The following is a 24870-nucleotide window of genomic DNA, read 5'->3' on the forward strand; positions in this document are numbered from 1 at the left end:
AGAGCCTCGACGGCCGCACCGGGATGCGCGCCGAACACGAGAAGCAGATCGACGAGGAAGCCCGTACAGCCCACCGCGCGAAGATCGAACAGGCCACCAGAACAGCCACACCAACCAAGACTTAGCGGTTGCCTCACGTCACCTGATGCTCGTGCGGCATGCTGCCAGTCCTGGGTGGCGGGCGCGGAGTCGGGCCGGCGAGCGAGGCGGGGCAGGGCAGGGCGGGGGGGATGGAGGCCCGCCGAGGCCTCGCCGGTTGCCGCTCCCGTTGGTCCGGTGACTTCTCCCGATTCCCGTATGACGCCTCCGGTAGCTCCGTCTTCTCCCCCGGTCAGGCCGTCGAACGGTTCAGCTGCCCGGAGTCAGCTTCCGATTGTTTCCGGATCGGCCGATGTCCAAGTCGAGGAGCGCGGTCAGGGCCGTGCCACCTTTCCAGAACCCGAGAAGGTCTACGTCGACGAGGACCAGGGCGTGGCGGGCGGCGAAGGCCCTGGCCTGCTTGGTGACCTTGCACGAGGCGACGAAGAGCGGGATGGCCGCTCCGTGTTCGCTGCGGGCTGTGCCGTTGAACTTCTGGAGGTCCGGGCAGCCAACGGTGCGGTGCTTCGCATAGCGCTTGCACTGCACCACGATCTTCCGGCCATCCGGCAACCGGCCCACAGCCCCAAGTCGGCGCCGCGCTGTGGCGGCGCTTGGTTGCAGGAGCGGGCGGTTCAGCGCTCCTCGCGCAGCCCCCACGGAGCCCCGTACGCGCCGAGCAGATCAAGGAACGGCTGGGGTGGCAGCGCTTCGGGGCCGAGGACGCCGCTTGCCTTCCATGTCCCTTCCGCGATCAGCTCCAGGGCGATCACCGGGTTGATGGCGGTCTGCCAGACCACTGCTTGGGAGCCGTACTCGCGCATCGTCCACTCGTTGTCGACGACGTGGTATAGGTACACCTCCCGCGCCGTGCCGTCCTTGGTTCCCTTGACCCAGGTGCCCGCGCAGGTCTTGCCCTTCATACGGTCGCCCAGCGTGGCCGGGTCGGGCAGACAGGCGGCGACCACGTCGCGCGGGGAGACCTGGACCGGCCCGTCCGCGCCGGGCACGGTGACCTTGGCCGTGGAGTCGAGCCCCAGGTCGCGGAGAGTCTTCAGTTTGGCGATGAAGTCGTCGCCGAGGCCGTACTTGAACGTCACCCGTCGGGCGTCCAGCCAGCGGGGCATGAGCAGAACCTCTTCGTGCTCGACGTTCACGCACTCCACCGGGCCGATGCCCTCGGGGAAGTCGAAGACCTCCGGCTCACTGAAGGGAGCCGTGGTGAACCAGCCGCGGCCCTTCTCATAGACGACGGGCGGGTTGAGGCACTCCTCGATGGTGGTCCAGACGCTGAAGGAGGGCGCGAAGTCGTAGCCCTCCACGGTGAGATTCGCGCCGTCGCGGACGCCGATCTCCTCGACCTCGTCGAAGAGTTCATCGGCCGCGTACCGGGCGAACACGTCCGACAGGCCCGGCTCCACACCCATGCCGACCAAGGCAAGACGGTCCGACTTCTCCCAGGCCTCGGCCAGGGCGAACTGCTCTTCGCCGAGCTTGACCCCGCACTGTTCGTACGGGGTGGTGGGGTGCGGCACGGACAGCGACATCGCCATGTCGACGTAGTGCGCGCCCGCGGCGAGGGCCGCGTTGAACAGCGGCATCACGAACCTGGGGTCGGTGGCGTTCAGCAATACGTCGCAGTCTTCCTCGGCGAGGAGACGACGGACCGCCGCCTCGTCGGAGGCGTCCAGGCGGTGCGCGCTGAACCGGCCGGCTCGGTCGTCCAGCGCGGCCACGGCAGCCTCCGCGCGGGCCGGATCATAGTCGGCGACGACCATGTGGGTCAGAAAGCCACGGCGGGCCGCGATACGGGAGACGGCGGTTCCGACGCCGCCCGCACCCACGAGAAGTACACGCATGTCACACCATTTCGTCGAGACGGTCCCGGCGAACACCCGGGAACACCCTGATGCAACACGATCCCGACAGTTAAGGTCTACGGTGTTGGCATAAGGCTGGATGAGGTGGCGAGGCGATGCCGAAGAAGGTGGTTGCGGAGGCGGAACGGCGCAGGCGACGGCCGACCCGGCAGGGCACCGTGCTGTCGGAGAAGCTGATCGTGCAGACGGCGCTGCGGATGCTGCGCGAGCACGGAAGTGCCGGACTGACCGCACGCCGGCTCGGTGCCGCTCTCGGCGCCGATCCGAGCACCGTGTACAGGTACTTCGCCGGCCTGGACGGCCTGACCCGGGCCATCGGCGAGGAGCTGATGGGACGGGCTCTGGACAGCTGGACAGCCACCGGGAACTGGCATGCCGACCTGCGTTCTCTGGGCCTGGCCATCCACGCTTCCTACCTCGCCCACCCCCAGGCCGCCCAGCTGACCGCCAGCCGCGTCACCGGCCGCCCACGGGAGATCGAAGTGGACGAGACAATCCTCGGCATCCTGCGGGGCGCAGGCTTCGGCGACGCGGACGCCGTCGGCGTGTACCACGCCTTCATCGACCTGGCTCTCGCCTTCGCCTCCCTGGACGCGGGCGCGCTGGCCATCAAGGACGAGGTCAGGGAGGCGGACGAGGACATATGGACCTCCACCTATGCCCGGCTGCCCTCCGAGACCCATCCGCACATCGCCGCCACCTCGCACCTGCTGGCGGACCGGATGAATCTCAGCGCCTATCCGGTCGTGCTGGACACTCTTCTGAACAGGGCGGAGGCACGCCTGACCGCCACACAGAACGACGCCACCGGCACCGGGTGACAGCCCGGGGCCAGCCAGGGGCCGGTGGCACCACGCTCCCCCGAGACACGCACCCGTGACCCGAAGCTGGTGAAGCCCGCCGACAGCAGGGCATAGGCAGCGGCAGCGGCGACCAGCGCTCACCACCGGATCCCACCCTCACGACAACCAATCGGCCTGGTGTCGCGTCCTACTCGCAGGGCCGTCTACGGCCACCCTGTCCGGAGCAACGCCACCCCTGGAGGGGCACCATCAGTACGTTCACCCCCGATCACCCCTCCCAGACCGCGCCGCCCCGCCGGACCACCGGGATCGGCAGGACACTACTGGGCGTCGTAGCCGGTGTCCTGCTGACCACCGCACTCTTCACAGTTCTGTGGTGGCCGCAGACCGAGGTGACCTATCGCAACAGTGCTCCTTCATCAGTGGTCTACGAGGACGGGTCGCCCCACTTCCTGGGACTGGTGCACAAACACAGCCTGTCCGGGCGACACTCCTACAGAATGGTGATCGGCAGGGACTCCAGCCTGTCCTACGGACACTGGGTCGACATCGACACCGTCCTTGGCGCAAAAGGGATCGAATCCACCACGTGGACGGAATCCGGAGTGCGTGTCCGCTTCCCAACCGGTCACGAACTCTTCATCCCAGCCCACTTCTTCCTGCACGGCAGGTGACCCCGAGAGCCTGTCCGGTGAGTCGAAAGGGCCCCCCTGTCTGCCTTCTAGGCTGACGCAATGGACAACGGGCTCGCTCACGAGGAAAGCACCTTCATCAACTTTCGACGCTACGTCCCGGATCCGAAGGAGCACGGCTTTCGGTGGGTCAACGTCAAACAACTCCGCTTCTCTGCCGAGTCCGTGGACGATAGAGGGCTGCTTGCCGCACTGATTGGGCATGAGCAGTTCCGGGACGACTATGCAGGTGGCGGAGTGCTACCGGACGGGCCCCGCCACGGTCCGTATTGGCTACGGTTGATCACGCCTGACCTGTACGAGCCCATCAGCCACGAGAAGGCCGTGCAGATCCTGCGGGATTGGATGGATCCGCTCTGGGACGCGTCCACCGAGCCTGGGGGCAGATCTGCAGCGGGAGGTCGTCGCCCGCCTGGCCGCAGCCGATGGCATCTACTACCTCAGCGAGCTCGGTGATGAGGCGATTCATGACTGGGGACGTGTGCACGACTACTTCCACGAGTTCGTGCTCATCGACCGCTCGACCGGGCGGATCACGCTCATCGTCGCCGCCGACGATTGAGGCCCCCCGGGGCATCCACTGCAGGGGCTGATATCAGGAGCGGAGCCACAACCGAATCGCCGCAAGGGTGGCCGTAACTTGGAAGAACTCCCCCGACAACTCGCCGCGACTGAGCACCACGTCCACGACGCCCAGCAGCCGCCACCACGGCGGCGAGCGCGAGGAGCGTTTTCCTCGACGCCGACCTCGTCGACACCATGCACGTGGCGGTCTCGCCGGTGAAGCTCGGGTCCGGAGTACGGAGTCCCCCGATGAGCTGCTCGACCGGTTCCACCTGGACGTCGTTCCCAGCCCGAGCGGGGCGACGCACCACCTGTTCTGGCGAAAGTGACCGGACCTCAGGGCTGGCCCCGGTCGGCTGTTTTGCCTACCAGGGCCAGCCCTGAGGCAGGCCGTCGAGTCGCGCCCCGGACAGTCAGCCGGCCATAACGGTTCCCTCAGCTCGTGCCCGGCCGGAGGCGGGCAGGTCACGTCGGTACCTCGCCCGGCGACCGCGCCCGTTCTGGCTCCAAGCACCGTCTGATCGTCGACCGCAACGAAACCCCGCTCGCCGTGACGCTGACCGGCGGGAACCGACATGACGTCACCCAACCCCGCCACTGATGGACGCCGTCCCATCGATTCGAGGTCGGCGGCAACGCCCCCGCCGCAGGCCCCGGCGTCCGTACGCGGACCGCGGCTACGGCTTCGACAAGTACCGCCGCCTAAGTACCGCCGCCTCCTGCGGAAGCGCGGCATCGAGCCGCTGATCACGCGACGCGGTGTCGCCCATGGTTCCGGACTGGGCAAGGTGCGCTGGGTGGTCGAGTGTGCCTTCGCCTGGCTGCAGGAGTTCAAACGGCTCCGCATCCGATGCGAACGACGCGCCGATCTCCATCAGTGCTTGCTCGCACTGGCCTGCAGCCTCATTTGCCTCTGCCGCCTACGAACCTCATTCTCCAACGATCAGATAGGACCATCCGCCCCGGACATGTGCGGACCCTGGTAAGGCCATGAGCTATCCGGCCCGTGGCCGCGTGCAGGCACGACTGAGGTCGATGCGCCTCATGAGGGCGCGTCTCAGGGCAGGCTGTCGAACTTGCCGAGGAAGGCGCCGACCACCGCCGCAACGGCCCCGCCGGCGAGGAGGAGGCCGATACCGAGGATGAAGGCAACCAGGATGGCGTTCCGGATCCGCCGGCCCCGCGACCGCAGCGGAAGTACGCGGCCGGGGTCGCGTGGGTCGTACGCCGCCTCGATGCTCCAGGTCGGGATGGAGTGCCGCACGGTGCGGACCACGCCGCCCGGATCCGTGTACGCGTACCGGCCGGGCTCGTTCTGGAGCCGGATGGCGACCGTCCGGACGCCGTGCTTGCGCAGGTACCACTCCTCGGCCGGGTCGTACGCGAGGAACGCGCCGAACGTGAGGATCAGGATCCCGAAGAAGCTGCACGGGATGATGATGATCATGGCGGCCGGGCTTCCCATGAAGCCCACGAGCACGCATGAGCCGATGGCCACCAGGGTCGCGACGAGTGCGCCGCGCTTCATCCCGCGAAGCCAGTTCCGGTAGCTCGGCTGGTACAGGCGCTCGCCCGAGACGAGGTCCGCGCCGTCGATCGCCTCCGTCTCCTCGGTCCGCTCCGGCAGGGCCGCGTTCACGGCGTCGGCGAAGGCGTCGGCGGCGTCGTCATCCACCACGTCCCAGACCCGGTGGACGTGTGTCTTGTCCGTGGTTGGCGCGACGGTCAGCTCGATCGTGACGGACTGCCCCTCGGCGAGTACACGGCTGATGGCCTTCAGCGGGATGTGTGTCTGCTCGTGCGGACGGCGCACGAGCAGCGCATCGTTCTCCACGAACGCGACGGTTTCCCCGCCGGCGTGGAGAACGGGTATGTGAGAAGTGATCGACATGTGCGTGATGGTAAGGGTGGAGGTCCGCACCCGGCAGCCCTCGGGTACACGAACTTGATGCCCTGCCGTGCGGGTTCGGCAGTTCGCACCTGGGACACCTGCCGACCAAGATCGCCGAGCGCAAGACCGCCACTCAAGTCATTCTGAAACGACTCCGAAGTCACATGGCTGTTGAGCCGAAGCGCGAGAGTTGTCACGTAGACGGGCCTGTTGTCACCTGCGAGGTTTGACGCGGGAAAGTCGTTCTCTCAACTCTTGACGGCCTCTGCGATTTGCTGGGCGACTTGGGCGGGTGTGAGGTGCGTGGTGTCGATGACTTCGGCCTCGGCGTGCAGCCACGTGCGGGCCGCCTCGGCGTAGGGCTCAAGGTATTGGAGACGGAACGGGGAGTTGGGGCCGATGACGGTGTCGCCTGCTATGCGCCCGCGGAGGGTGTCCTGGTCTGCATGGAGGACGAAGTGCCGGACGGGAATGGCGTGTTGGGCAAGGTCCGAGCTGATCTCGCGCCAGTACTGCTCGACCAGGACCGTCATGGGCATCACCAGGGTGCCGCCGGTGTAGTCGAGGACGCGGCGGGCGGTCTCGACTACGAGTGGCCGCCACGGCGGCCAGTGCTGGAAGTTGTCCGTCGCGGGCAGCCCCGGCGTGATGTCCATGAGTGTCTCGCCGACCTTCTCGGCGTCGAACACCCGTGAGTCCGGGATCAGCTGTTGCACGAGCGCACTGGTCGTCGTCTTGCCTGCGCCGTGAGTGCCGTTGAGCCATACGATCATGGACTTGACGCTAGCGCCGTGCGGGCCGCGGGGCAGGCACAGTGGAAGATTCGGCATGGCTTCGGTGTGTCTCAGGGTGGTGCCGACCTGCAAGATCAGGTGCTGCCTGTCCGAGCCGAAGCACGATTGGTCTCACAGGGACAGCTTCTTGGCACCGAGATCGAATGCTCGCAGTCCGAAACCCCGGAGCAGCCCACGGTCTCTGCGGAGGAGATCGCCCCACGCGACACCAGTCCGCCGTACGTACATGACGCCGGCGAGTGTCGCCCGGTCGGGAACCGGCAGCCGCCCGGGGTAGCGGCGGCGCCGTTCGGGAGCCGGCGGCAGCAGCGGGGCGGCTCACAGCAGCGTCCGGTAGACGCTCGGGCGGGCGGGCGGCCTTACCCCAGCGGGGTACCTCCGAATCCGTTGGAGTGCACGCACGGGCGGAGTAGCGGGAGGATGGGATGGCAGACACGGCACCGGCCATCGCCCGCTCCGGCAGACAGCACCCTGCACCGGCGGCCGAAAGGAGCCTGAGGAATGGGAGCCACCGAACCCTCTCAGGGCGATCCCGGCGCGTCGGGTGTGATGGCGTCCACGCCGGGTGGTTTGCTGGACGTACTGAATGTGGCCGCTGTCCTCCTCGACGCCAAGGGCAGGATCGATCTTTGGAGCCCGCAGGCCGAGATCCTCTTCGGCTACAGCGCCGACGAGGCCCTGGGCCGGTACGCGGGTGATCTGCTGATCGACAAGGAGCACCGCAATACGGTGCTGGCGCTGTTCGCCCAGGTCATGCAGGACGGCGAGAGCTGGGCCGGCGTCTTCCCTGTCCGGCACAAGGACGGCAGCACGCGACTGGTGGAGTTCCGCAACATGCGGCTGCAGGACGACCAGAGCGACTACTGGGCCCTGGGGCTGGCCACGGACCAGGCGACGCTGCGGCGGATGGAACGGAACCTTGCCCTGTCCGCACAACTGGTGTCCCAGTCGCCGATCGGTCTCGCCATGCTGGGCACCGACCTCCGCTACATCTCGGTCAATCCCGCGGAGGAACGGATGAACGGGGTCCCGGCCGCCGAGCATGTCGGCCGGCACGTCCACGAGGTGCTGCCGTTCCTCGACGAGTCCTTCACCAGAGCCATGCAGGAGGTCCTGGCCACCGGGACGCCGATCCTGGACCAGTACACCGTCGGCCGCACCGCGGCCGACCCGGACAATGACCACGCCTGGTCGATTTCGTTCTACCGACTCGAAGCCCCCAACGGGAAGGTGCTGGGCGTGGCAACCTCCAGCGTCGACGTCACCGACCGGCACCGCGCCGTGGAAGAACAGCGCCGCACCGCCCTCACCCTCCAGCGCAGCCTGCTGCCCCACCCCCCTCCCCAGCGACCGGGTCTCAACATCGCGTTCCGCTATCGCCCCGCGCAGGCCACCATCGAGATCGGAGGCGACTGGTTCGATGTCATCCCCCTGAACAGCGACAAGACAGCCCTCGTCGTCGGCGACGTGATGGGAAGCGGCGTCTCAGCCGCAGCGACCATGGGTCAGCTGCGCACCGCCACGAGGACTCTCGCCGACCTCGACCTGTCTCCCGCCCAGGTCCTGCACCACCTCGACCACATCACGGAGGGTCTCGGCACCATCGCGACCTGCGTCTACTCCGTCTTCGACCCCGGCGCGGCGCGATGCGACATCTCCCTGGCCGGGCATCTGCCGCCCGTGCTACTCCACCCGGACGGCACCCGCGAGCTGCTCGACCTGCCCACAGGCGCGCCTCTGGGCGGCTGCGGCATTCCTTTCGACACCACCTCCGTCGGCGTCGGGCCGGGCGACCAGCTCATCCTGTACACGGACGGCCTCGTCGAAACCCGCGGCCAGGCGATCGACGCCCGCCTGAACGCGCTCCTCGACGTCCTCGACGACCCTCACCGATCGCTTGACGCCACGTGCGACCTGCTTCTGCGCACCCTGCGTAGTGAAGGTGACCACGACGACGTGGCTCTCCTCATCGCCCGGGCAAGCAACGGACCCGCCGGCAGCGCGATCGGCAAACACTAACGAGCTCGTGGATGGTAGGCGGTGAGTCGTCGGGCCTCGAATGGTTGATCATGATCGAGTGGTAGGGAATGCGTCTCATACAGTGATCATCAGCAACCGCCGGATCACGGGTCTGTCAGCCGATGTGATCGCTGAACTCATCGCCGAGGTAGGTCCGTTGCGGCATGAGCGTCACGAGGCCAAGCTGGCCTCTCGGCCGCGGAAGCGGGCCGTGAGCGCAGGTGCGAAGCATCAGCTGGTGCTCATCGACCGGCTCCTGGCCACCCTCATTCATCTCCGTCACGGGACCACGCACGATGTGCTGGCCTGGTGTTTCGGCGTTGACCGCTCCACCATCACCCGGACCATCGGCGAGGTGCTCGCCGCGCCTGAAGGACCTCCTTGAGGCGGCCGCGGTCACTGGCCGACAGCTTCATCAGTCACCTTCTACTCGGGCTGAGCCCGGGCACCAGCCAGGACTGCCCAATTATCTGCACTCACAGACCCTGGAAAGGGTGATCACACAGCGCAAGACTCAGCTCCGGAGCCACCCGCTGCCCACGCCGTGGGGTGCTGGGGGGTGTCGTGCCTGTCTTCGAATGAATCGATTTCGGCACCGCGCACAAGACCGTTGCCCAGTACAGACGTTCCGGCCGCCTGGACCCACAGGGATCGAAAGGCGGGACGGCACAACGTCCGCTCCGCTGGTACCCGGTCCGAGAACACGTCTCACCGTCCCCGATCGCCCGTTCGCTGACCGGCAAAGCCAGGGGCCGACAGACAACTTCCTGGAGATCAGCTTCATGCATTCAAGGCCACGCCGACGACGCGTGCTCGCTGCTGTTTCCTTGCCGCTGCTCGGCGCGCTCCTGTCGCCGGCCGCGACCGCGAGCGCCTCCCCCGCAGCGCCGGAGGTGCCGGAGCCTGCCCGGATCAAGCTGGTTCTCGACCTGTCCGGTTCGATGAACGAGAACGATGCCGGCGGCCAGACCCGCCTCGCAGCCGCGAAGCAGGCGGTCACCCGGATCATCGACACCGCTCCCGAACAGGCCCCGCTGGGAATGCGCGTGTACGGCGCCACCTATCCCGGCCAGGACAAGAAGCAAGGCTGCGCCGACACGCAGCAGGTCCTACCAGTCACACCGATGGACCGGGCGGCGCGTGCCGACGCCAAGAAGCAGGTCGCGGGTTTCAAGGCCGTGGGGTTCACACCGATCGGCGTCTCGCTGCGCGAGGCAGCCCAGGACCTCGGTACGAGCGGCAAGCGCCGCATCGTCCTCGTCTCGGACGGTGACGACACCTGTGCGCCCCCGCAGCCGTGCGAGGTAGCTCGCGAACTCAAGGCACAGGGCATCGATCTCGCTGTGGACGTGATCGGGTTCCGGACACCCTCCTCGGCACGCGCGCAGTTGAAGTGCATCGCCGACGTGACCGATGGGTCGTACGCGGACGCCGACGACGCCGACTCGCTGATGGCCAATCTCGGCACGCTGTTTCGCAAGGGGTGGCGAACCTACCGCGCCACCGGGAAGCCGGTCGACGGTTCCCTCAACGGCTGCCAGGACGCTCCGCTGGTCACGCCCGGCCAGTACCTGGACAAGTTCACCGGGGGACGCGACCTGTACTACAAGGTCAAGAAGCGGCCGGACCAGCGGCTCCAGGTGAGCGCCACCGCCGTCGCCGAGGTGGGGTACTCGCGCGGTTCCATCATCTCCGTCGCGGCCGGTCCCGCGGGCGACGGCGAACCCCGGGCCTGGCTGCGGGAGTTCGATCAGTCGATGGGATGGGCGAACATCATCTCCGCCGGAGGTCGCAGCAAGCCCGGAGCAGGCAACGAGGAGCCCGCGCCGAACGACGTCGGCTGCATCCTGGTCGAGAACGAGGTGACTCGGTCCGGCGACGAGCCGATGCCCGTCGAGCTGCTCGTCGGCATCGCCGACAAGACGACCCAGGGGGCCGGCGCACGGACTCCGGAGCCCCGCACCGGGGCCGATGTCGAGGGCGGCTTCTCCTTCAACAGCGCCACGCCGATCGGGCCGGGCACCCACCGGCAGTCGATCGCCGTCGGTGAGGCCCCCTTCTGGCGGGTGGAGCTGAAGGCGGGGCAGGAATTGACGGTCAAGGCCGGCGTGGACATCCCGGAGGACTTCCCCGGATCCGTCACCACCGGGTGGGGCGTCACCGTCTACAACGCCCAGCGCACGTCCACGCAGTGCAACGAGGACAACGACGTGACCGAGCTTTTCGCGGGCAGGACAGGGCACATCGAGCGAGTCTGCGGCCCCTGGGAGATCACCGAGCAGGACGACGCGAAGAGCGGCGACTCCAAGGGATACGACGTGCCCGGCACGTACTACATCCAGGCGCAGATCGCCGAGCCGGACGACAAGGCGAAGGGCATCGTCGTACCGATCTCGCTGACCGTGGATGTTTCCGGCACGGCGCGTTCCGGAGACGGCCCGGTGTTCTTCTTCGGTGACAGCGCCGCGCAGGGCACCGCACCCTCCGGTGCGCACGGGGCCGGCGAGCAGGGTGGGACCGACGGAAAGGGCGGGACCGACGACACGACGGCTGCCGCGAAGGACGACGACTCGCCCTGGGGGGAACTTGCGATGCCGATCGGCATCGGCGCCGGGGTCCTCCTGCTCGGCGGCATCACCTTCTACGCCCTCAGGCGCCGCGGGGCTGCAGCCAGCTGATCGGAGCCCCCTGCTAGTCCGCTGCCCCAAAGGCGGCAGCGGACCAGCCAAGCCTCTGACCTGCTTCATTCTCCGAGTGCGAGCGACGCGCTCTCTTGCCACTTCACCCCGTCGTGCACCAACAGTTCAACCGACGCGAAATGAGACGTGACCGGGAGCCTGCCGACGAGGTCGGCCTCGATCTCCTCCAAGACGGCGTCTTCCTGCCCCTGAGCGATGGTCAGGGGCGGCACGATCTCGGCAAACCGGCCGCCATACGGCAGAGCCTCAGGCCAACGATCAGCGATCGCCTCCGTGAGTACCGTTGCACCATTTGCATCGCCGCCAGGCGGTGTCTCCTCGATCAGTTGGTCTGGGAGAGACCAACCACCCTCTGACGGGTGAGGGCAGCGTGCGTGGGACTCTGTCGGGATGGATACGTTCGCGGCCCGTCTGGACAGCGCATGGGAGTGGTGGGCGGCCGCCATTGAGGAAGCCCAGGAGGGACGCTGGGTTCGTGATGTCGTGGAGCGGCAGGTGGTGGCGGACATCACGGCCGCGACCAATGCCCTGCATAGCGGCCGACTGGCGCCGTTCACCGAGGACTCGTGGCACGTACGTATAGGGCGCATCGCCAATTGGGCCGGGGTGCTCCGGCTTGCCGCCCGGGCAGGGGGGCTTGAGCTCGCTAGTTCAACAATGAGGCCTGGACGCGCTCGATGGCCCTCAAGACCTCAGCTCGATTCTTCGCGCTCTTGATCCACGTTGGCAGCCGGGCGATGACCGTCATCCTTCGCACATTCGCGTCCCAAGGAGCCCGTTCACGCAAGGGCGCCTGAACGAACTGCCTGATCAAGCCCAGGTGCTCGGGGTTGTACGCCCACAGCCACCCGTGACGTGTCTCAGACTGCAACCACAACGGCAGACCGAAGTACGGATCTACAGCCTCCCCCGTGCCCCGAAAGAGGCGAAGCCCGCCGACCGCTTCACGCGTCAGACCGCACGCCCGGCAGACGAGCCGACGCTGCGCGCACAGCGAAGGACCCTCGCCGTCAGTCGCGGGTGCGGCCGGAACCACATGCGCAATTCCACTGCACTTCGGACAGCGCACGAGCACATGATCGACGAAGTCGTACTTCGTGTGCCGGGCATCCCGGAACCGCTGTGGCGAGGGCATGACGCCAGTATGCGATCCGCCAGCGCGGCGGTGCCGCCCATACCCAGAGTTGGGCACGGCGGTCAGTACCTCGGACAGCGAGGCCAACTCGTGCGGTTCGATGGACGGGCAGGGCTCGTTGCCGTCCTCACGGTGGCGCGCGAGAGCGTTGATCAGGGAGGGTGGCATGGGGACGCGGCTACAGGACGATCTTCGGTCTCGAAAACGTTGATCCTCTGGCGTCGCGCCTCCCGCTTCCACCCCGGCAGACCGTCCATCAGGGTCCCAGAGCCCAAACGAACCGGCCTATCCCGCTGGCTGAGAATCCATCAGCCCTGCCCGTTGCCCGCCACCGCCGACAAAGGATCGATCAAGGCCTGCGCCCGCAAGAACTCGACGAGCAAGTAGCACCTAACGCCGACGCCCCCAACAGGCCCAGACATAGACCGTCAAGGACCACGTCGAGTACCTGCGCCAGGCGCTTACAGCACGCCGCAGAACATAAACGCAGTGGTGTTGGGTCTTAGATCTTCGGTCCTTTCAGCTTCTTCCAGATCGCCCGGTTGAACATCAGGGCGATCCCGACCGCGATGAAGAGCAAGCCCCAGGACCTGTTGCCTTCGGGGGTACTGTCGGAGAAGAGGATGGAGGCGCCGCCGAGGACGCCGATGATGAAGCCGAAGACCTGCAGGCGCATCTGGCCGGGAGTGGCGTCGACGGCCGCTGCCCGCCACTTCCCCATCGGCTTCGGGGCCTTCGGCGCCCCCCGTTCTGCCGCCATTTCGGCTGGGGCCTGCTGGGCGGCGGTGGAGACGGGGCGGCGGAAGGCGTGGACGGTGTCGCCCGCGATCACGCGGATGTCCTTGTGGGTCTCCTGGACGTACCAGCTTCGGCCGGGGACGTGGACGGAGACGTCGTTGGGCCAGGCCGGTAGTGCCCGCAGGCGGATTGCGGCGTCGCGGGTGTCCTCGCCGTCCTGGACGTCCAAGTGGTCCTGGAGCCCGTCGCGCGCCTGCGCGGCAGTCGGGTAGGTCCGTTTGCTGAACTGGACCCGCCCTCCCTGGACGTGCGCCCAGCCCCAGGAGCCCTTCATCGCCGTACCCCCGCTTGCATGGTTTCCATCGTTGCCCTCCTCGTTCATGCCGCGCCCGACACAAGATCAGACCAGCCGACCAGCCTGAACCTGACGGCTCTTCTGAGAGAGCTGGGTCACCTTGATGCGGAGGCGGGGCTTGGTAGTTCCGCAGCCAACTCATTCAGGGCACGGGTGTGCTGTAAGTGTTCTTCCGGGGGCTTGGTGTGCCGCTGGGTTGGTGTTCGTGAGGCGTGCTGCTTGCATGCGTTGGGTGGAGGAGACGCGGCGCCCACAGGCCTGACAGACTCTGTCGTGGCCCGCTGGCTTTCTGATGAAGTCCTGTTGAAGCACAAGGACTCCTGTGGCGGGCAGGCACTGGACGGACGGGGCATGGGGATTCGGCGTGAGCGTGAATTCATCGGGCGGGGGCACGGTCGATGCTGGGGATGATCTGCGGGTCGATCTGCTCGGGTCGGTCAGGGCCTGCCGCGGCAGCGCGCCGCTGGCGCTGGGCCCGGTGCGACGGCAGGCGGTACTCGCCGCGCTGATTCTGCGCGCGCCCTACTACGTGACGTACCAGCAGCTCCTGGACGACGTCTGGGGAACCGCACCTCCGGGCACGGGGCACAAGGTCCTGCCCAGCTACATCCACGCGCTGCGCAAGGCTCTCGACGAGCCTGGCACCGGCGCAGGTAGCTCGGTGATCCACGGGCAGCGAGGCGGCTACCGCCTACCGCCCGGCGCGGTCCGGACGGATGTCGCCGAGGTCGCCAAGGAGGCCGCCAGCGCCCAGCGGGCGAAGGCCGCCGGCGAGCTCAACGCCGCACTCGCTCACGGGAGCAGGGCCCTCGATCTGCTCCGCGGCGAGCCGCTGCCCGGTCTGCCGGGTCCGCTCGCTGTTGCCGAACGGCAACGGCTGGTCCGGCAACGGCGCGCACTGCTCCAGGACCGGGCGGAGTGCCTGGTCCTGCTCGGCAACTACCCGGATGCTCTGGACACCCTCCTGGCAGTACCCCTTTCACAACCGTACGACGAACCGCTCGCCGCCCTGCGGATGCGTGCCCTGTACGGCAGCAACCGGCAGGCCGAGGCGCTCACCGTCTACAGCGAAACCCGTCGCCAACTCATCGACGAGCTGGGCGTGGAACCCGGCGAGGAGTTGCGGCACGTACACCAGGCCGTCCTGCGCCGGGACGATCTGCTGCTGCTCGGCCGAACCGTCCGAGCGCGCACAACCGGAACCGTCGCCCCCGAGCACGCCGGGTCCCAGGAATCATCACCCGGGAGCCCGGCCTCCGGCGGCCGTGACAGCCTGCCCGGCGTGCCCGATCACCCCAGCCGTCCCGGCCCGCCTCGTTCCCTCCACCGGCGCAACGAACTTCCCGGCGACATCGCATGCCTGGTCGGGCGGGAGAAGGACCTCGCCCTGCTCACCGCCCCTGTGTCGCCGGACGCCGTGTCCGTGATGACGGTCGACGGTACGGCAGGCGTCGGCAAGACCGCCTTGGTGGTGCGTGCCGCCTGGACACTGGTCGACGCCTACCCCGACGGCTGCCTCTTCGTCGACCTGCATGCACACGGCGCCGCCCACGAAGGCGTCACCCCCCAGCGGGCGCTGCGCCGGATGCTGCGGGTGATCCGTGGCGAGGACGACATGCTCCCGACCAGCGCGCGCGAGCCTCATGACCTCGACGCCGACGGTGAGACGGCGGACGGCCTGGAGCACCTCGTCACAGCATGGCGCGCCGCCACCAGTGGCCTGCGGCTGCTGCTGGTCGTGGACAACGCACGCAGTGCCGAGCAGGTGCGTCCGCTGCTGCCGGCCGGACCGGGCAGCCGGGTCGTCGTCGTGGGCCGCCAGCGTCTGCCCGGCCTCGACGCCGACCTGCGGCTCACGGTGGAGCCGCTGGGTACGGGCACTGCCGTCGGACTGCTCCGCGAGCTCGTCGGGGAGTCCCGGGCCGACGACGAGCCTGAGGCGGCGCGTGACCTTGCCCGGCGGTGTGGCGGCCTTCCCCTGGCCCTGCGGATCGCCAGCGCCCGGCTGCAGAGCCGCCCGTCCTGGACCCTGGCCTTTCTCGCCGGCCGGATGTCCGACGACGCGCACGGCCTCGCGGAGCTGCGGGCCGAGGATCGCAGCGTGGAGGCCGCCTTCCGGGTCTCGTACGACCAGCTCGGCCCGGAACTGCAGCGTGGCTTTCGCGCGTTGGGAACGAACCCCACCGCCCGCTTCGACCGGCTCACGCTCGCGACCATGTTGGGCGGCTCCCGCGAGGAGGCCGAGGGAGTCCTGGAGGATCTGGTCGACGCCAGCCTGTTGCAACAACCGCATCCTGGCCGATACCGGCTGCACGATCTCGTCAAGGCACATGCACGGCGCGTGGCCGGCGAAGCCCCCGAAGAAGCCGCCGCAGACCGCGACGCCGTTTTGCACCTCTACACCGCGGCGGGCCGCATGGCCAGCGACTGGGGGCCCGGCGGCTTCCCCGCACTCACCACTGGTTCGGCCGGCCCGAGTTCGGCCGCCGCCAGTTCGCCCTTCGCCGGATGGCGGGAAGCCTCGGCGTGGCTGGGCTCGATGGGTGGCGAGCTCGTCGATGTCGTGGTCTTCGCAGCCGCCGGCGGCCACGCGGACCACGCGTGTCAGCTGGCAGAAGCCCTCGTCGACCACCTGGCCGGACACGGTCACCACCACGAATGCCGTACCACTCTGGAACTCGCCCTGGCGTGCGCGGACGCGGCCACTGATCGACGGATGCCCGCAGCTTTGCGCAACTGCATGGGCCTCCTCGACGTCTACCAGGGACGGTTCCGGCAGGCAGGAACATGGTTCGCCGAGGCCCTGCAATACGGCCGCGCGCGGGGCGACGTGCGAGAAGAGGCCCGCGCAATCGCCGGGACAGCCATCGTGCTGGGGCAACTGGGAGACACTGAGGAGGCGCTTTCGGGCCTGGACAAGGCGGTAAAGCTGTCGGCCGGCCTCGCCGATGACTGGCTGACCGGGGTGTCCCACTGCAACATCGGCTCCATCCATCACCGGCAAGGACGGCACGAACAGGCGCTCTGGCACTACGACACCGCACTGGCACTCGCCGAGAAGAACGGCCGACCCAGGACGATCAGCAGCACCCTGTGCTTCGTGGCCGAGATCGAGCTGGCGCTCGGCCGGTACGAGGTGGCCACGAACATGCTGAGGCGGGCCGCCGGGCTGGCCGGTGAGGTCGAGGACCTGCCGCTGCTCGCGGCGACCCTGTCACGGCTTGCCACCGTGGAGCACACCCGAGGCGACCTGCGCTCGGCCGTCGATCTCCACCACAAGGCACTGTCGACGCTCACCCCACACACGAGCACATGGCTGGAGATGGGGGTCCGCATCCGGCTCGGCAGCGCCTACGCGGCAACGGGCCGTCACACCGACGCACAGCAGGAGTTCCAGGCTGCCCTTTCCCTGCCCGGAGCCGACGACCACGCCCGCGAATACGGCATTGCACGTGACGGGCTGGAAGCCACAGGCACCGTGCGGCAACCCCACCGGCCAGGCTCCTGACCGCACGCCTGACGTTTCCACGAGACGACGTGGCGCGACACGAGCAGTGACCGGTCGTCAGCCGGACTCGTGGGACCTTGCGGCAGGCGCGCCGAGGGTGTGACCTCGCGATTCATGCTCCCTGCAGCCCGATTTCAGCGCCGGAACATGGGGGTGCCCCAGAGTGACGTTCGAGTGCGGAGTTGTGGACCCACCACATCACCGTGGCGACGACGGGATTCCCGGGGGTAGGGACGGCATGACCGGATCAGGCACGGCTGCATGGCTCGGCGCGAAGCAGGCCACGTATGTGGCCAGACGCCCCCCGTGGACCGGGTACGTACTGGGGGGCATCATCCTCGTCGGCGGAGGCACACCGCTGCTGATCACGATGGTCGTGGCACTCGGCGCTTCGATACCGGTGCTGGCCTTCTCACTCATGTACGTGGTGTTCGGATGGATGCTGATCGACAAGATCAAGCTGGCCCGGCGCGGAAAGAACGCGCGGCTCGACCTCTTCCAGCACGGCGCGGTAGTGACCACCCACGACGGAAGAGCCCACACCTTCGACTGGGCCTCCGTCCAGGTCCACCAGGACGTGCTCCACTCGCGGAAGAACGGCATCACCGAATCCAGCCACGTATACACGCTGATCGGTGAGGACGGCGTGGCCCTCACCATCGGCGACACCCGCAGGACGTCGACCTCTCGCTACGCGGGCATCGTCACCCTCGTGCAGGGAGCGGAATTCGCCGATCCCAAACAATGGGGACCGGCCATCGTGCAGGCGGTCAGCGAGACCCAACTGCGCCGCGCCCTGGAAGACGTGGCGCGCGGGCAGGAACTCATCTTCAACACGGTCAGGCTGAGTCTGAACGGGGTGAACTTCAAAGGGCAGACCCTCCCTTGGGCCCGCATACGCGAAATGCGGCCTGTCAACGGCCGCCTTCACGTCAAGGAGGACGGCCGGCGACTCCTCGCAATGGACGTCCCGGTGTCATCGATACCGAACTTCCCGGTCTTCTACACCGTGGCCAGGAGACTGCACGAAGCCGTACGAAAGTCCTGAGGCCCGGAGCCAAGAGCATCACGGCCCTCACGGATCACACGCAGATGGGCTTCGCCGACCAATCCCTCAGCGAATTCCCGGCCAATTGAGGTTTTCTCACTGAAGATCACTTCCAGTGGCGGTTGAGAGCGAGGGCGGCTCGGGCTCTGTCGCCGATTCGACTGGGGCTCAGGGTGATGCGCTTCAGTGTGAGCCGGCGTTCCTTGAGCTCGGCGGAGGCGCGCTCGCCGGGGGCACGGAGGTCTCTGATCAGGGTGTTCGTGGTGCGAGTGTCGGCGTCGAGGGCTTGTCCTGACCTTTTCCGCGCCACGCCTCTGCCATCGGGCAGGGCGTTGCTCGAGATGGTCTGTTTCAGGATGCCTTTTGGTCGGCGGGCTTCTCGATCTCGGTGGTCACCCGTGCCCCTCGGAAGAGCACCGGGAGCCACAGGAGACATGCCAGCAGGGGGACCGCGGCGTAGGTGGCCATGCCCACACTGGAGCCCAGCCCGTCCATGAGCGCGCCGAGGACGAGATAGCCGATGCCGATGAGCGCCGACTCCACGAATGCGATCATCGACAGCAGGCTCGCCCGGTGGCGCGACGGCACGGCCTCGTTGAACACGTTGTCCACGATCACGGCGGTGATCTCGGGAATCCCGACCAGGGCCAGGAACGCGGCAATGGTGACCCAGACAAGGCCGAGGCCGCTCAGGCCGAGTGCCGCGGCGAGCGTCAGGAGGGACACCGGGACTATGACCCGATACCCGATGCGCCGGTCCGCGCGGTCCGACAGCAGCGGAGTGAGCCCGCCGACGAAGAATCCCGCCGATATGACCACGCCGACCAAGGCGATGCCCGCTCCCTGATCGGAGAGAGTCTTCTGCGCAAAGATGATGTACGGCGTCAAAGTCGCATGCATCAATCCGGACACCACGACAAGCGTCACGAGCGCCGGCGTGGCGACCCGAAGCATCGCCCGCCATGCTGTGGCGTCGCCGTGCTCCTCGGCTCCGTCCTGCTCGTCCACCGCGTCCGCGCCGCGGATCTCGGGCACCCGTGACATCAGCACCACCACGGCCAGCACGAGGCACGCCGCCGAACCGACGTAGACGACTCCCCAGGAGATCTGCTGCAGTTGGCCGCCGAGAACGATGGCGGCTCCCGAGGTGACCGTCCCGAGCATGGTGAACCGGGACTTGATCTTGACGTAGTTGGCCGTTGCACCACGACGCACGAGCAGGTCGTACAGCAGGGCGGTGTCCGAGCCGGACACACATGCCATGCCCACGCCCTGCCCGATGAACAGCGCCAGGAACACCCAGTAGTTGGAGAACGTCCCCTGGCCGAGCAGACATCCAGCCATCAGCATCTGGCCGATCACGATGCTGGCACGCCTGCCGATTCGGTCGGCGATGACTCCCGTCGGCAACTCCGCAAGTCCGCTGACCAGGTAGAGCAGTGTCTGCAGTAGGGCCACTTGCCCGGCGGAGAAGCCTCGCTGCTGAAGGAAGAGGACGAATACACCGCGCTGGAACAGCGTGTTGGCGAGCACGGCGTATACGTAGAACGGGCGCGTGACACTTCGTGCTGCATTGTCGACTGCAGCCGACCCGCCAAGGGCCTCCGTGGTGCCGGTCACGCTGCGGGCTCCCTGGTGGCTCCGGTGATCATCAGTGTTGGGCCTCCGCCGCCGACCGGAACCTCCAGTCCATACTTCGCGCAGGATATTGGGCCGACAGGCCGCTCGTCGAGGACGAACGGGCATCGCCGAGGCGCGCTTCGCCTTCGTCTCGTCGGCGACATCCGAGCGCACACACCGCCGAAATCGTGCGCCGCGACGTCAAGGCGCTCACCGACTTCGGCATCTCCGCCCGCAAGGTCGACGCCGCGCACCACCGGATTCCCCATCGGCTCCGGCGCGTACGTGGCCCCCGAACGCCTCAAGAAACCCGCAGATGCCCGTCAGCCCTGCGTGCGCCCTGCGTGCTCTCGGGCTGCCGCAACCGCATCCAGCGAACGATCGATGACGTCGGCACGCCCACCCAAGCCGAACACGTCGATGTCACGGAGCGAAGGAGAGCATGCGGGGCTCGTGGCGGGCGTCGTCGCCGGTCAGGCCGGCGGGCGCGATCACCAGCCGGTCGCCCACGTAGGCGTTCTCGCCGACGACCCCCATCCCGAACTCGAGCCTTGAGGTGGACGCGGGGAGCCGCAGCACGTCCTTGATCGTGTCCACGCCGCCGGGACCGACCCGGAAGACCCGCCCGGGCTTGGCGCTCGTGCCCACCTGGTAGACGACCCCCGTCCTGCCCGGTCCGACCCGAAGGGGGAAGTAGCCGTACGAGGTCCCCTCGTCCTTCACGCCCCAGACCAGTTTCCCTGTGCCGAGGTCGTAGGCGCCGACGCGGTCGGTGCCCCCCAGGAGCACGAGGCCCCCGCCGACAACGGCCTCCCGGCACGACTGGGCGTTGGCACTGGTATCCACGGAGTCGCCGCAGTGCTTGAACCCCTTCGCCCGGGGGTCGATGGTCCTGCGGACCTTGCCGTCAGGTCCGAGGGCGACGACCCGCCAGTCCTCGGCGTGGGTCTGCCGATGCGCGGTGGTGATCACGGCCGGTGCGACGGAGAGCACCTGGCCGACTCTGCGGCCCGGCTCCGTCCGGTAGCGCCAACGGACCTTGCCCGAGACAGGGTCGATCTCCCGGACCTGGTCGTACGCCTTCTCCAGTGAGGTGATCGCGCAGTCGGCGAGTACCAGGAGCCGGGTGCCGCCCGCCACCCTGCCGGGGTAGCACTTCCCGGGGTTCTCCATGGGGATGTCGTACAGCTTCTTCCCGTCGGCGACGCTGTACCCCGCGGCCTTCATGCTCTGGACGATCGCGACGGTGCCACCGCTGATCGCGCTGTCCACAATGATCGTGTTGTCCCCCGCGCCGGTCTCGGTCAGCTTCTTGTGCCAGCCCGCCTTTCCGGTGCGCAGGTCGATCATCTGGAGCTGGTTGCAACGGGTCCCGGTCCAGGCCTCGACGTTCTGCAGGACGATGACGACCTTGCCGTCGGGGGTCGCGTTGACCGGGGTCTCGCAGACGGGGGTCGGGAGGTCAACGTTCCACAGCTGAGCACCGTCGCTGAGCCTGTGAGCGACGACCCTCTTGTAGACGGCCTGGACGACGGTGTCTCCGACGATCCAAAGGTCCTCGGTCGGAATGTTCCGGCGGGGCAGGTCGGTGCGGTCGTCGACGATCCAGGCGCTCGCCTCGCCGGCCATGCGGCGCTGCGCGATCTCCGCGGTGGTGGGGATGCGGGTGGGCGACGGGGTGGGGCGGGCACTCGCCTTCGGCGGCGCCGTGGCCGACGGGACGCCGCTCTCCGCTCCGGCGCGGTCCGTCGGGGCGCTCTCCGCTCCGGAGCGGCCGCCGAGGACGTACGCGCCGGCACCGACGAGCAGCAGCAGAGCGAGGCCGGCGGCCGTCGGCCAGCGGCGGCGTGGCCGGGGCGGTGGCGGGCCATACCCCTCGGGCGCGTACGGATTGTCCGGCGCAGGCCAAGGCGGCGGGCGGTGCTTGTACCAGGGCTCGTGCGACTGCGACATCCGGTTTCCCCCTATGACAAGGCGAGCGGCCTCCCCGTAGCACTTGGCTCCGGGGAGGGTTCTGAGCAACGGTTGGTGCGGTCTGGTCCGCATGGGCGCTGTGTCTACCCATGCGGGGGTCTCATGTGGAGCGCGGCACGGCAACGTGAGTCGACACGGGCATCGCCTCGCTCTGCGGGAGAACGGGTGCGCCGTGCGGCAGGGACGCGTTGGGGCGTAGCTCGGCGCCGATGAGCGCGTACTCCTGGCCGGGCGAGGTCGGCACAAGGAACTGGGTGACGTTGGACCGCGGCAGCGGCACCGCGCCGAAGCGGGCGGCTGCCGCGTCGAACTGGCAGGCTGTGCCTCGCTTCTCGTACCAGTCGACGATGAAGGGGGCCGCCGCGAGCAGGACCACACCGCCCCTCATGTCGAGTGCCCAGCCGAGCAGAACGGCACGGCCACGACGCCCGCGATCGATCCCCACATGAGCGCCAAATCCTGGGCGGAGAATGGGTGGGGGACGCGGTAGCGCCCCGATCGTCCGCCGCAGCGGATCGGCGAGAGACCGGATGTTCCGCTGGTCTGTGACACAGTGACTGACCTTTCTCAGTGGCAGGTTCGACCGCGGGGCGAACCACTCTGGGGTTTCCATGACGGGCCGGCGCGGCGGGGCCCGTGGCGAGGTGCCCCTGGGGACACCCCAGGCCTCGCCGCCCAAGTCGGGTTGCCGCCCGGACCTCCCTGCGCTCGCACGGGCCGGGCAGGGAGGCACTGCGACCCGGTTGCGTAAGGCCGACCAGAGGCTTGCCAGACTCTGGTGCAACGCGCTGCTCTTTCGATGAAGTCCTGTTGAAAGGCCGGCCGCGGTGACGAAGCGGGCTCACAGCACCGTCCGTCACCCGGGGGGACACCGCCATCGAACCGGGTCGCCGAGGAGAAATCCAGCGCGCCCGGGGCAGGGCTGCCGTAAGGTGGACATGCCGACGCGGGGTGGAGCAGCTCGGTAGCTCGCTGGGCTCATAACCCAGAGGTCGCGTGGTTCGAATCCCGCCCCCGCTACTGAAGATCTGGCCTCTGTCCGACCTTGACTGGTCGGACAGAGGCCACATCCATAAGCGTTGGCCTCTTGGTAGGCAGAGGTTGCCTGGGACAGCGGCACCGGAAGCACAGCAACCACATGCACATGGGGGTGCTGAATCTCTCGGCCACCGCTGCATGTCACCGAGACGGCCCCTGGCATGGGCTATGGCAAGGGCCGGGTCTGCCGGTCGAACTACCGTCCTCTGCGCCTGCATCTCCCGGTGGGCGAGGTCCTGACGGACGGCCAACCCGTCGGACCAGTCCCATGTCACGTCGCGCGTGTGGTGGCTATTCGGCGGTGCCCTGCCCGATCGCGCGGAGGACATCGGCGAGCCAGACCAGGTGGTGGCCGACGGCCCGATTCGGATCGGCAAGGAGGTCCTCAAGGTGCTGCCACGACTCGGAGAGCTGCCCGATTGTGATCGTTCTCGGTGCGTTGGGGTTGTCGTAGAGTTCGTCGCCCGGAACGGACCAGAAGTATTCGTGTTCGAGCGCCACCGTGCTGCCGGCTGACGCTTCGATGTGTTGCAGTGCCAGCTCGAAGGCGTGCCGAAGCCGGTCAAGCGGAATCCGCAGAGGTTCGCTGTCCATGTGTCTATTTTGTCGATCAGGGGCCGTCAGACCGAAGCAAGGAGTTCGGCGCTGCCCAGGCCCTGGCCTGGCGCGAGAACGGACACCTCGTGATCATCGCGGGTTGTGTGGACTCTGAAGAGCGTGCGGTGGCCGCGAGCCATTACGCAGAGCCTGTCCGGTTGCTGGCCGGCGGCACGCCCGTGCGCCGGCATTGACAACCGAGGCCCAGGGTCGTGAGGATGCGTCAACTCTCGCTGCACAGTGGGCAGTCGGCCCGCAGGACGCGCACGGCGAGCATGGGGAGGGAATACACATGAGAAGAGTCTGGTCTGGTGCTGCGGCTGCCGGAGCCGTCCTGGCCACGATGGTGGCAGTGCCGTCCACCGCCTCGGCTGCCCCGGACACGGTCTACAAGGTCGTGCCGTTCGGCCCTGGCAGCTTCTCGGCCCAAGGCGCCGTCAGGGCGAGCCTCCGCAATGGCACCGTCACGTGGTACAAGGACCTGACCACGGGGGCGCAGTGGGTCACGCTCAAGGCGGATATCAAGGACATGTCGACTGACGGCTACTGCGGCCGAGTAAGCCTCGCCAACTGGTGGAACCTGTACGGCAACACCCAGCAGAAGACGGCGTCGGAGTGCAATGCGGAATGGACGAACAGGACCCTGACGGTCACCGTCGACAGCACCGACCCCAAGGTGCAGGTCGACCTGCACCGCAAGCCGACCACGGACTCAGGCTTCAACACCGAGCGGAAGACCTGGATCATCAACAGGCCCAGCGGCATCTGACCTCCCCCGCAGGCCCCCCGATACCCCGTCCGGCCGCAGCATGGCAGGGCTGGGTGGCCCCTTTGACAGCTGGTCAGTCGACCGGGGTGAATGTCCGGTTCGCGATCGCCGATGCGATGTCGGACCGGATCAAGCAGAGGCGCGTCCTGGCCGGCGAAGCGACAAGCTCGCCATCGCCTGCCAGGCCGCGCTACACCTCGCCGCCACGCCTATCTGGACACGGCGACAGCTCGACTGCTCAGCGATCGGCCAACCAGCGCGCGTCGGGAGGCCAGGAGCCCTTGCTGACGATGTGGTCGACGATCCTGAACGCTTCTCCAAGCGGAACGGTGTCCTCGTCCAGATATTCGTCGTACTGCCCGTTGGAGAGCAGGAAGCCGTCGCTCGATCCCTCGGCCCCGGGGTCGACGGCATGCTCGCCGGGATCTCCTTCACCCTCCATCAACACCACCATCGCCCGCTCGGTGTTGGTCACGAAGGCCAGCCTGCGGCCGACGAACTGGTCAGCCACATGTCGAGCTCGCCTCCGCCGATCCTCGCCCGGAGCGTCTCCCGCACCGCCTTGGACGACAGCACAGCGCTGCCGTCCTCGATCACCCAGGACTCGGTCATGAGCTCGACGATCTCACAGCCGGATCCGGGACACAGGCTTCACCCCGTGCACAAAA

The 24870-nt window shown here is 67.9% G+C and carries 18 protein-coding genes, 1 tRNA gene and 4 pseudogenes; 11 read left to right on the forward strand and 12 right to left on the reverse strand.

Annotated elements, in window-relative coordinates; genetic code table 11:
• Positions 1–125, forward strand: a pseudogene (locus ACFC0D_RS03065) (type I restriction endonuclease subunit M); the annotation flags it as partial.
• 223 nt (positions 126–348) lie between these two features.
• Here the strand turns inward: ACFC0D_RS03065 and ACFC0D_RS03070 are convergent.
• Both ACFC0D_RS03070 and ACFC0D_RS03075 read right to left on the reverse strand, forming a co-directional pair.
• Positions 349–660 carry a restriction endonuclease gene (locus ACFC0D_RS03070; protein ID WP_376430721.1) on the reverse strand — a complete coding sequence of 104 codons (312 nt, stop codon included), beginning with the start codon at positions 658–660 and terminating at the stop codon, positions 349–351.
• 53 nt (positions 661–713) lie between these two features.
• Positions 714–1937, reverse strand: coding sequence for a saccharopine dehydrogenase C-terminal domain-containing protein (locus ACFC0D_RS03075; RefSeq protein ID WP_376430722.1), 1224 nt, complete (start codon positions 1935–1937; stop codon positions 714–716).
• A 116-nt stretch (positions 1938–2053) separates the two neighbouring features.
• On the opposite strand from ACFC0D_RS03075, the gene ACFC0D_RS03080 reads away from it, so the two are divergent.
• The 3 genes and pseudogenes from ACFC0D_RS03080 to ACFC0D_RS03090 form a co-directional block, all read left to right on the forward strand.
• Complete coding sequence (locus tag ACFC0D_RS03080) at positions 2054–2779, forward strand: TetR/AcrR family transcriptional regulator (protein ID WP_376430723.1); 726 nt, start codon at positions 2054–2056, stop codon at positions 2777–2779.
• Positions 2780–4185: 1406 nt separating this feature from the next.
• Positions 4186–4346 (forward strand): annotated as a pseudogene (locus ACFC0D_RS03085) (deaminase); the annotation flags it as partial.
• 125 nt (positions 4347–4471) lie between these two features.
• Positions 4472–5003 (forward strand): annotated as a pseudogene (locus tag ACFC0D_RS03090) (transposase); the annotation flags it as partial.
• 71 nt (positions 5004–5074) lie between these two features.
• Here the strand turns inward: ACFC0D_RS03090 and ACFC0D_RS03095 are convergent.
• The 3 genes and pseudogenes from ACFC0D_RS03095 to ACFC0D_RS03105 all read right to left on the reverse strand — a co-directional run.
• Entirely contained in the window at positions 5075–5908 is an 834-nt protein-coding gene (locus ACFC0D_RS03095; protein WP_376430724.1) for a hypothetical protein, read from the reverse strand.
• 248 nt (positions 5909–6156) lie between these two features.
• The gene (locus ACFC0D_RS03100; protein ID WP_376430725.1) at positions 6157–6681 is read right to left on the reverse strand and encodes an ATP-binding protein; all 525 of its coding nucleotides are present in this window, start codon (positions 6679–6681) and stop codon (positions 6157–6159) included.
• Between the two features lie 176 nt (positions 6682–6857).
• Positions 6858–7017 (reverse strand): annotated as a pseudogene (locus tag ACFC0D_RS03105) (IS5/IS1182 family transposase); the annotation flags it as partial.
• A gap of 186 nt (positions 7018–7203) precedes the next feature.
• Here ACFC0D_RS03105 and ACFC0D_RS03110 point away from each other — a divergent pair.
• The 3 genes from ACFC0D_RS03110 to ACFC0D_RS03120 all read left to right on the forward strand — a co-directional run bounded on the left by ACFC0D_RS03110 (position 7204) and on the right by ACFC0D_RS03120 (position 11399).
• Positions 7204–8721: a SpoIIE family protein phosphatase gene (locus ACFC0D_RS03110; protein ID WP_376430726.1), complete on the forward strand. Its 1518-nt coding sequence runs from the start codon at positions 7204–7206 to the stop codon at positions 8719–8721.
• Between the two features lie 82 nt (positions 8722–8803).
• Positions 8804–9106, forward strand: coding sequence for a transposase family protein (locus ACFC0D_RS03115; protein ID WP_376430727.1), 303 nt, complete (start codon positions 8804–8806; stop codon positions 9104–9106).
• A 424-nt stretch (positions 9107–9530) separates the two neighbouring features.
• Positions 9531–11399: a hypothetical protein gene (locus ACFC0D_RS03120; RefSeq protein ID WP_376430728.1), complete on the forward strand. Its 1869-nt coding sequence runs from the start codon at positions 9531–9533 to the stop codon at positions 11397–11399.
• A 1658-nt stretch (positions 11400–13057) separates the two neighbouring features.
• On the opposite strand, the gene ACFC0D_RS03125 is transcribed toward ACFC0D_RS03120, so the two are convergent.
• Positions 13058–13627 carry a hypothetical protein gene (locus ACFC0D_RS03125; protein ID WP_376430729.1) on the reverse strand — a complete coding sequence of 190 codons (570 nt, stop codon included), beginning with the start codon at positions 13625–13627 and terminating at the stop codon, positions 13058–13060.
• A gap of 385 nt (positions 13628–14012) precedes the next feature.
• Here ACFC0D_RS03125 and ACFC0D_RS03130 point away from each other — a divergent pair, with 385 nt between their 5' ends.
• Together ACFC0D_RS03130 and ACFC0D_RS03135 are read left to right on the forward strand one after the other, a co-directional pair.
• On the forward strand, positions 14013–17156 hold the full coding sequence (locus tag ACFC0D_RS03130; RefSeq protein ID WP_376430730.1) for a BTAD domain-containing putative transcriptional regulator: 3144 nt from the start codon (positions 14013–14015) through the stop codon (positions 17154–17156).
• A 238-nt stretch (positions 17157–17394) separates the two neighbouring features.
• Entirely contained in the window at positions 17395–18204 is an 810-nt protein-coding gene (locus ACFC0D_RS03135; protein ID WP_376430731.1) for a DUF6585 family protein, read from the forward strand.
• A gap of 351 nt (positions 18205–18555) precedes the next feature.
• On the opposite strand, the gene ACFC0D_RS03140 is transcribed toward ACFC0D_RS03135, so the two are convergent.
• The 3 genes from ACFC0D_RS03140 to ACFC0D_RS03150 all read right to left on the reverse strand — a co-directional run bounded on the left by ACFC0D_RS03140 (position 18556) and on the right by ACFC0D_RS03150 (position 22243).
• Entirely contained in the window at positions 18556–19824 is a 1269-nt protein-coding gene (locus tag ACFC0D_RS03140) for an MFS transporter (RefSeq protein WP_376430732.1), read from the reverse strand.
• A 423-nt stretch (positions 19825–20247) separates the two neighbouring features.
• Positions 20248–21777, reverse strand: a complete 1530-nt coding sequence (locus tag ACFC0D_RS03145; protein WP_376430733.1) for a PQQ-binding-like beta-propeller repeat protein — start codon at positions 21775–21777, stop codon at positions 20248–20250.
• Positions 21778–21898: 121 nt separating this feature from the next.
• The gene (locus ACFC0D_RS03150; protein ID WP_376430734.1) at positions 21899–22243 is read right to left on the reverse strand and encodes a hypothetical protein; all 345 of its coding nucleotides are present in this window, start codon (positions 22241–22243) and stop codon (positions 21899–21901) included.
• Between the two features lie 500 nt (positions 22244–22743).
• On the opposite strand from ACFC0D_RS03150, the gene ACFC0D_RS03155 reads away from it, so the two are divergent.
• Positions 22744–22818 (forward strand) — tRNA-Met (locus ACFC0D_RS03155).
• Between the two features lie 309 nt (positions 22819–23127).
• Here the strand turns inward: ACFC0D_RS03155 and ACFC0D_RS03160 are convergent.
• Positions 23128–23430: a hypothetical protein gene (locus tag ACFC0D_RS03160; RefSeq protein WP_376430735.1), complete on the reverse strand. Its 303-nt coding sequence runs from the start codon at positions 23428–23430 to the stop codon at positions 23128–23130.
• Between the two features lie 295 nt (positions 23431–23725).
• On the opposite strand from ACFC0D_RS03160, the gene ACFC0D_RS03165 reads away from it, so the two are divergent.
• Positions 23726–24202, forward strand: coding sequence for a hypothetical protein (locus ACFC0D_RS03165; protein WP_376430736.1), 477 nt, complete (start codon positions 23726–23728; stop codon positions 24200–24202).
• 238 nt (positions 24203–24440) lie between these two features.
• Here the strand turns inward: ACFC0D_RS03165 and ACFC0D_RS03170 are convergent, their stop codons facing one another.
• Together ACFC0D_RS03170 and ACFC0D_RS03175 are read right to left on the reverse strand one after the other, a co-directional pair.
• Complete coding sequence (locus ACFC0D_RS03170) at positions 24441–24677, reverse strand: hypothetical protein (RefSeq protein ID WP_376430737.1); 237 nt, start codon at positions 24675–24677, stop codon at positions 24441–24443.
• Positions 24674–24814, reverse strand: a complete 141-nt coding sequence (locus ACFC0D_RS03175) for a hypothetical protein (RefSeq protein WP_376430738.1) — start codon at positions 24812–24814, stop codon at positions 24674–24676. Before ACFC0D_RS03175 ends, ACFC0D_RS03170 begins: the two co-directional genes overlap by 4 nt.
• Positions 24815–24870 lie beyond the last annotated feature (56 nt).

Origin of the sequence: Streptomyces sp. NPDC056222, assembly GCF_042264065.1 — a bacterium.
Lineage (GTDB): Bacteria > Actinomycetota > Actinomycetes > Streptomycetales > Streptomycetaceae > Streptomyces.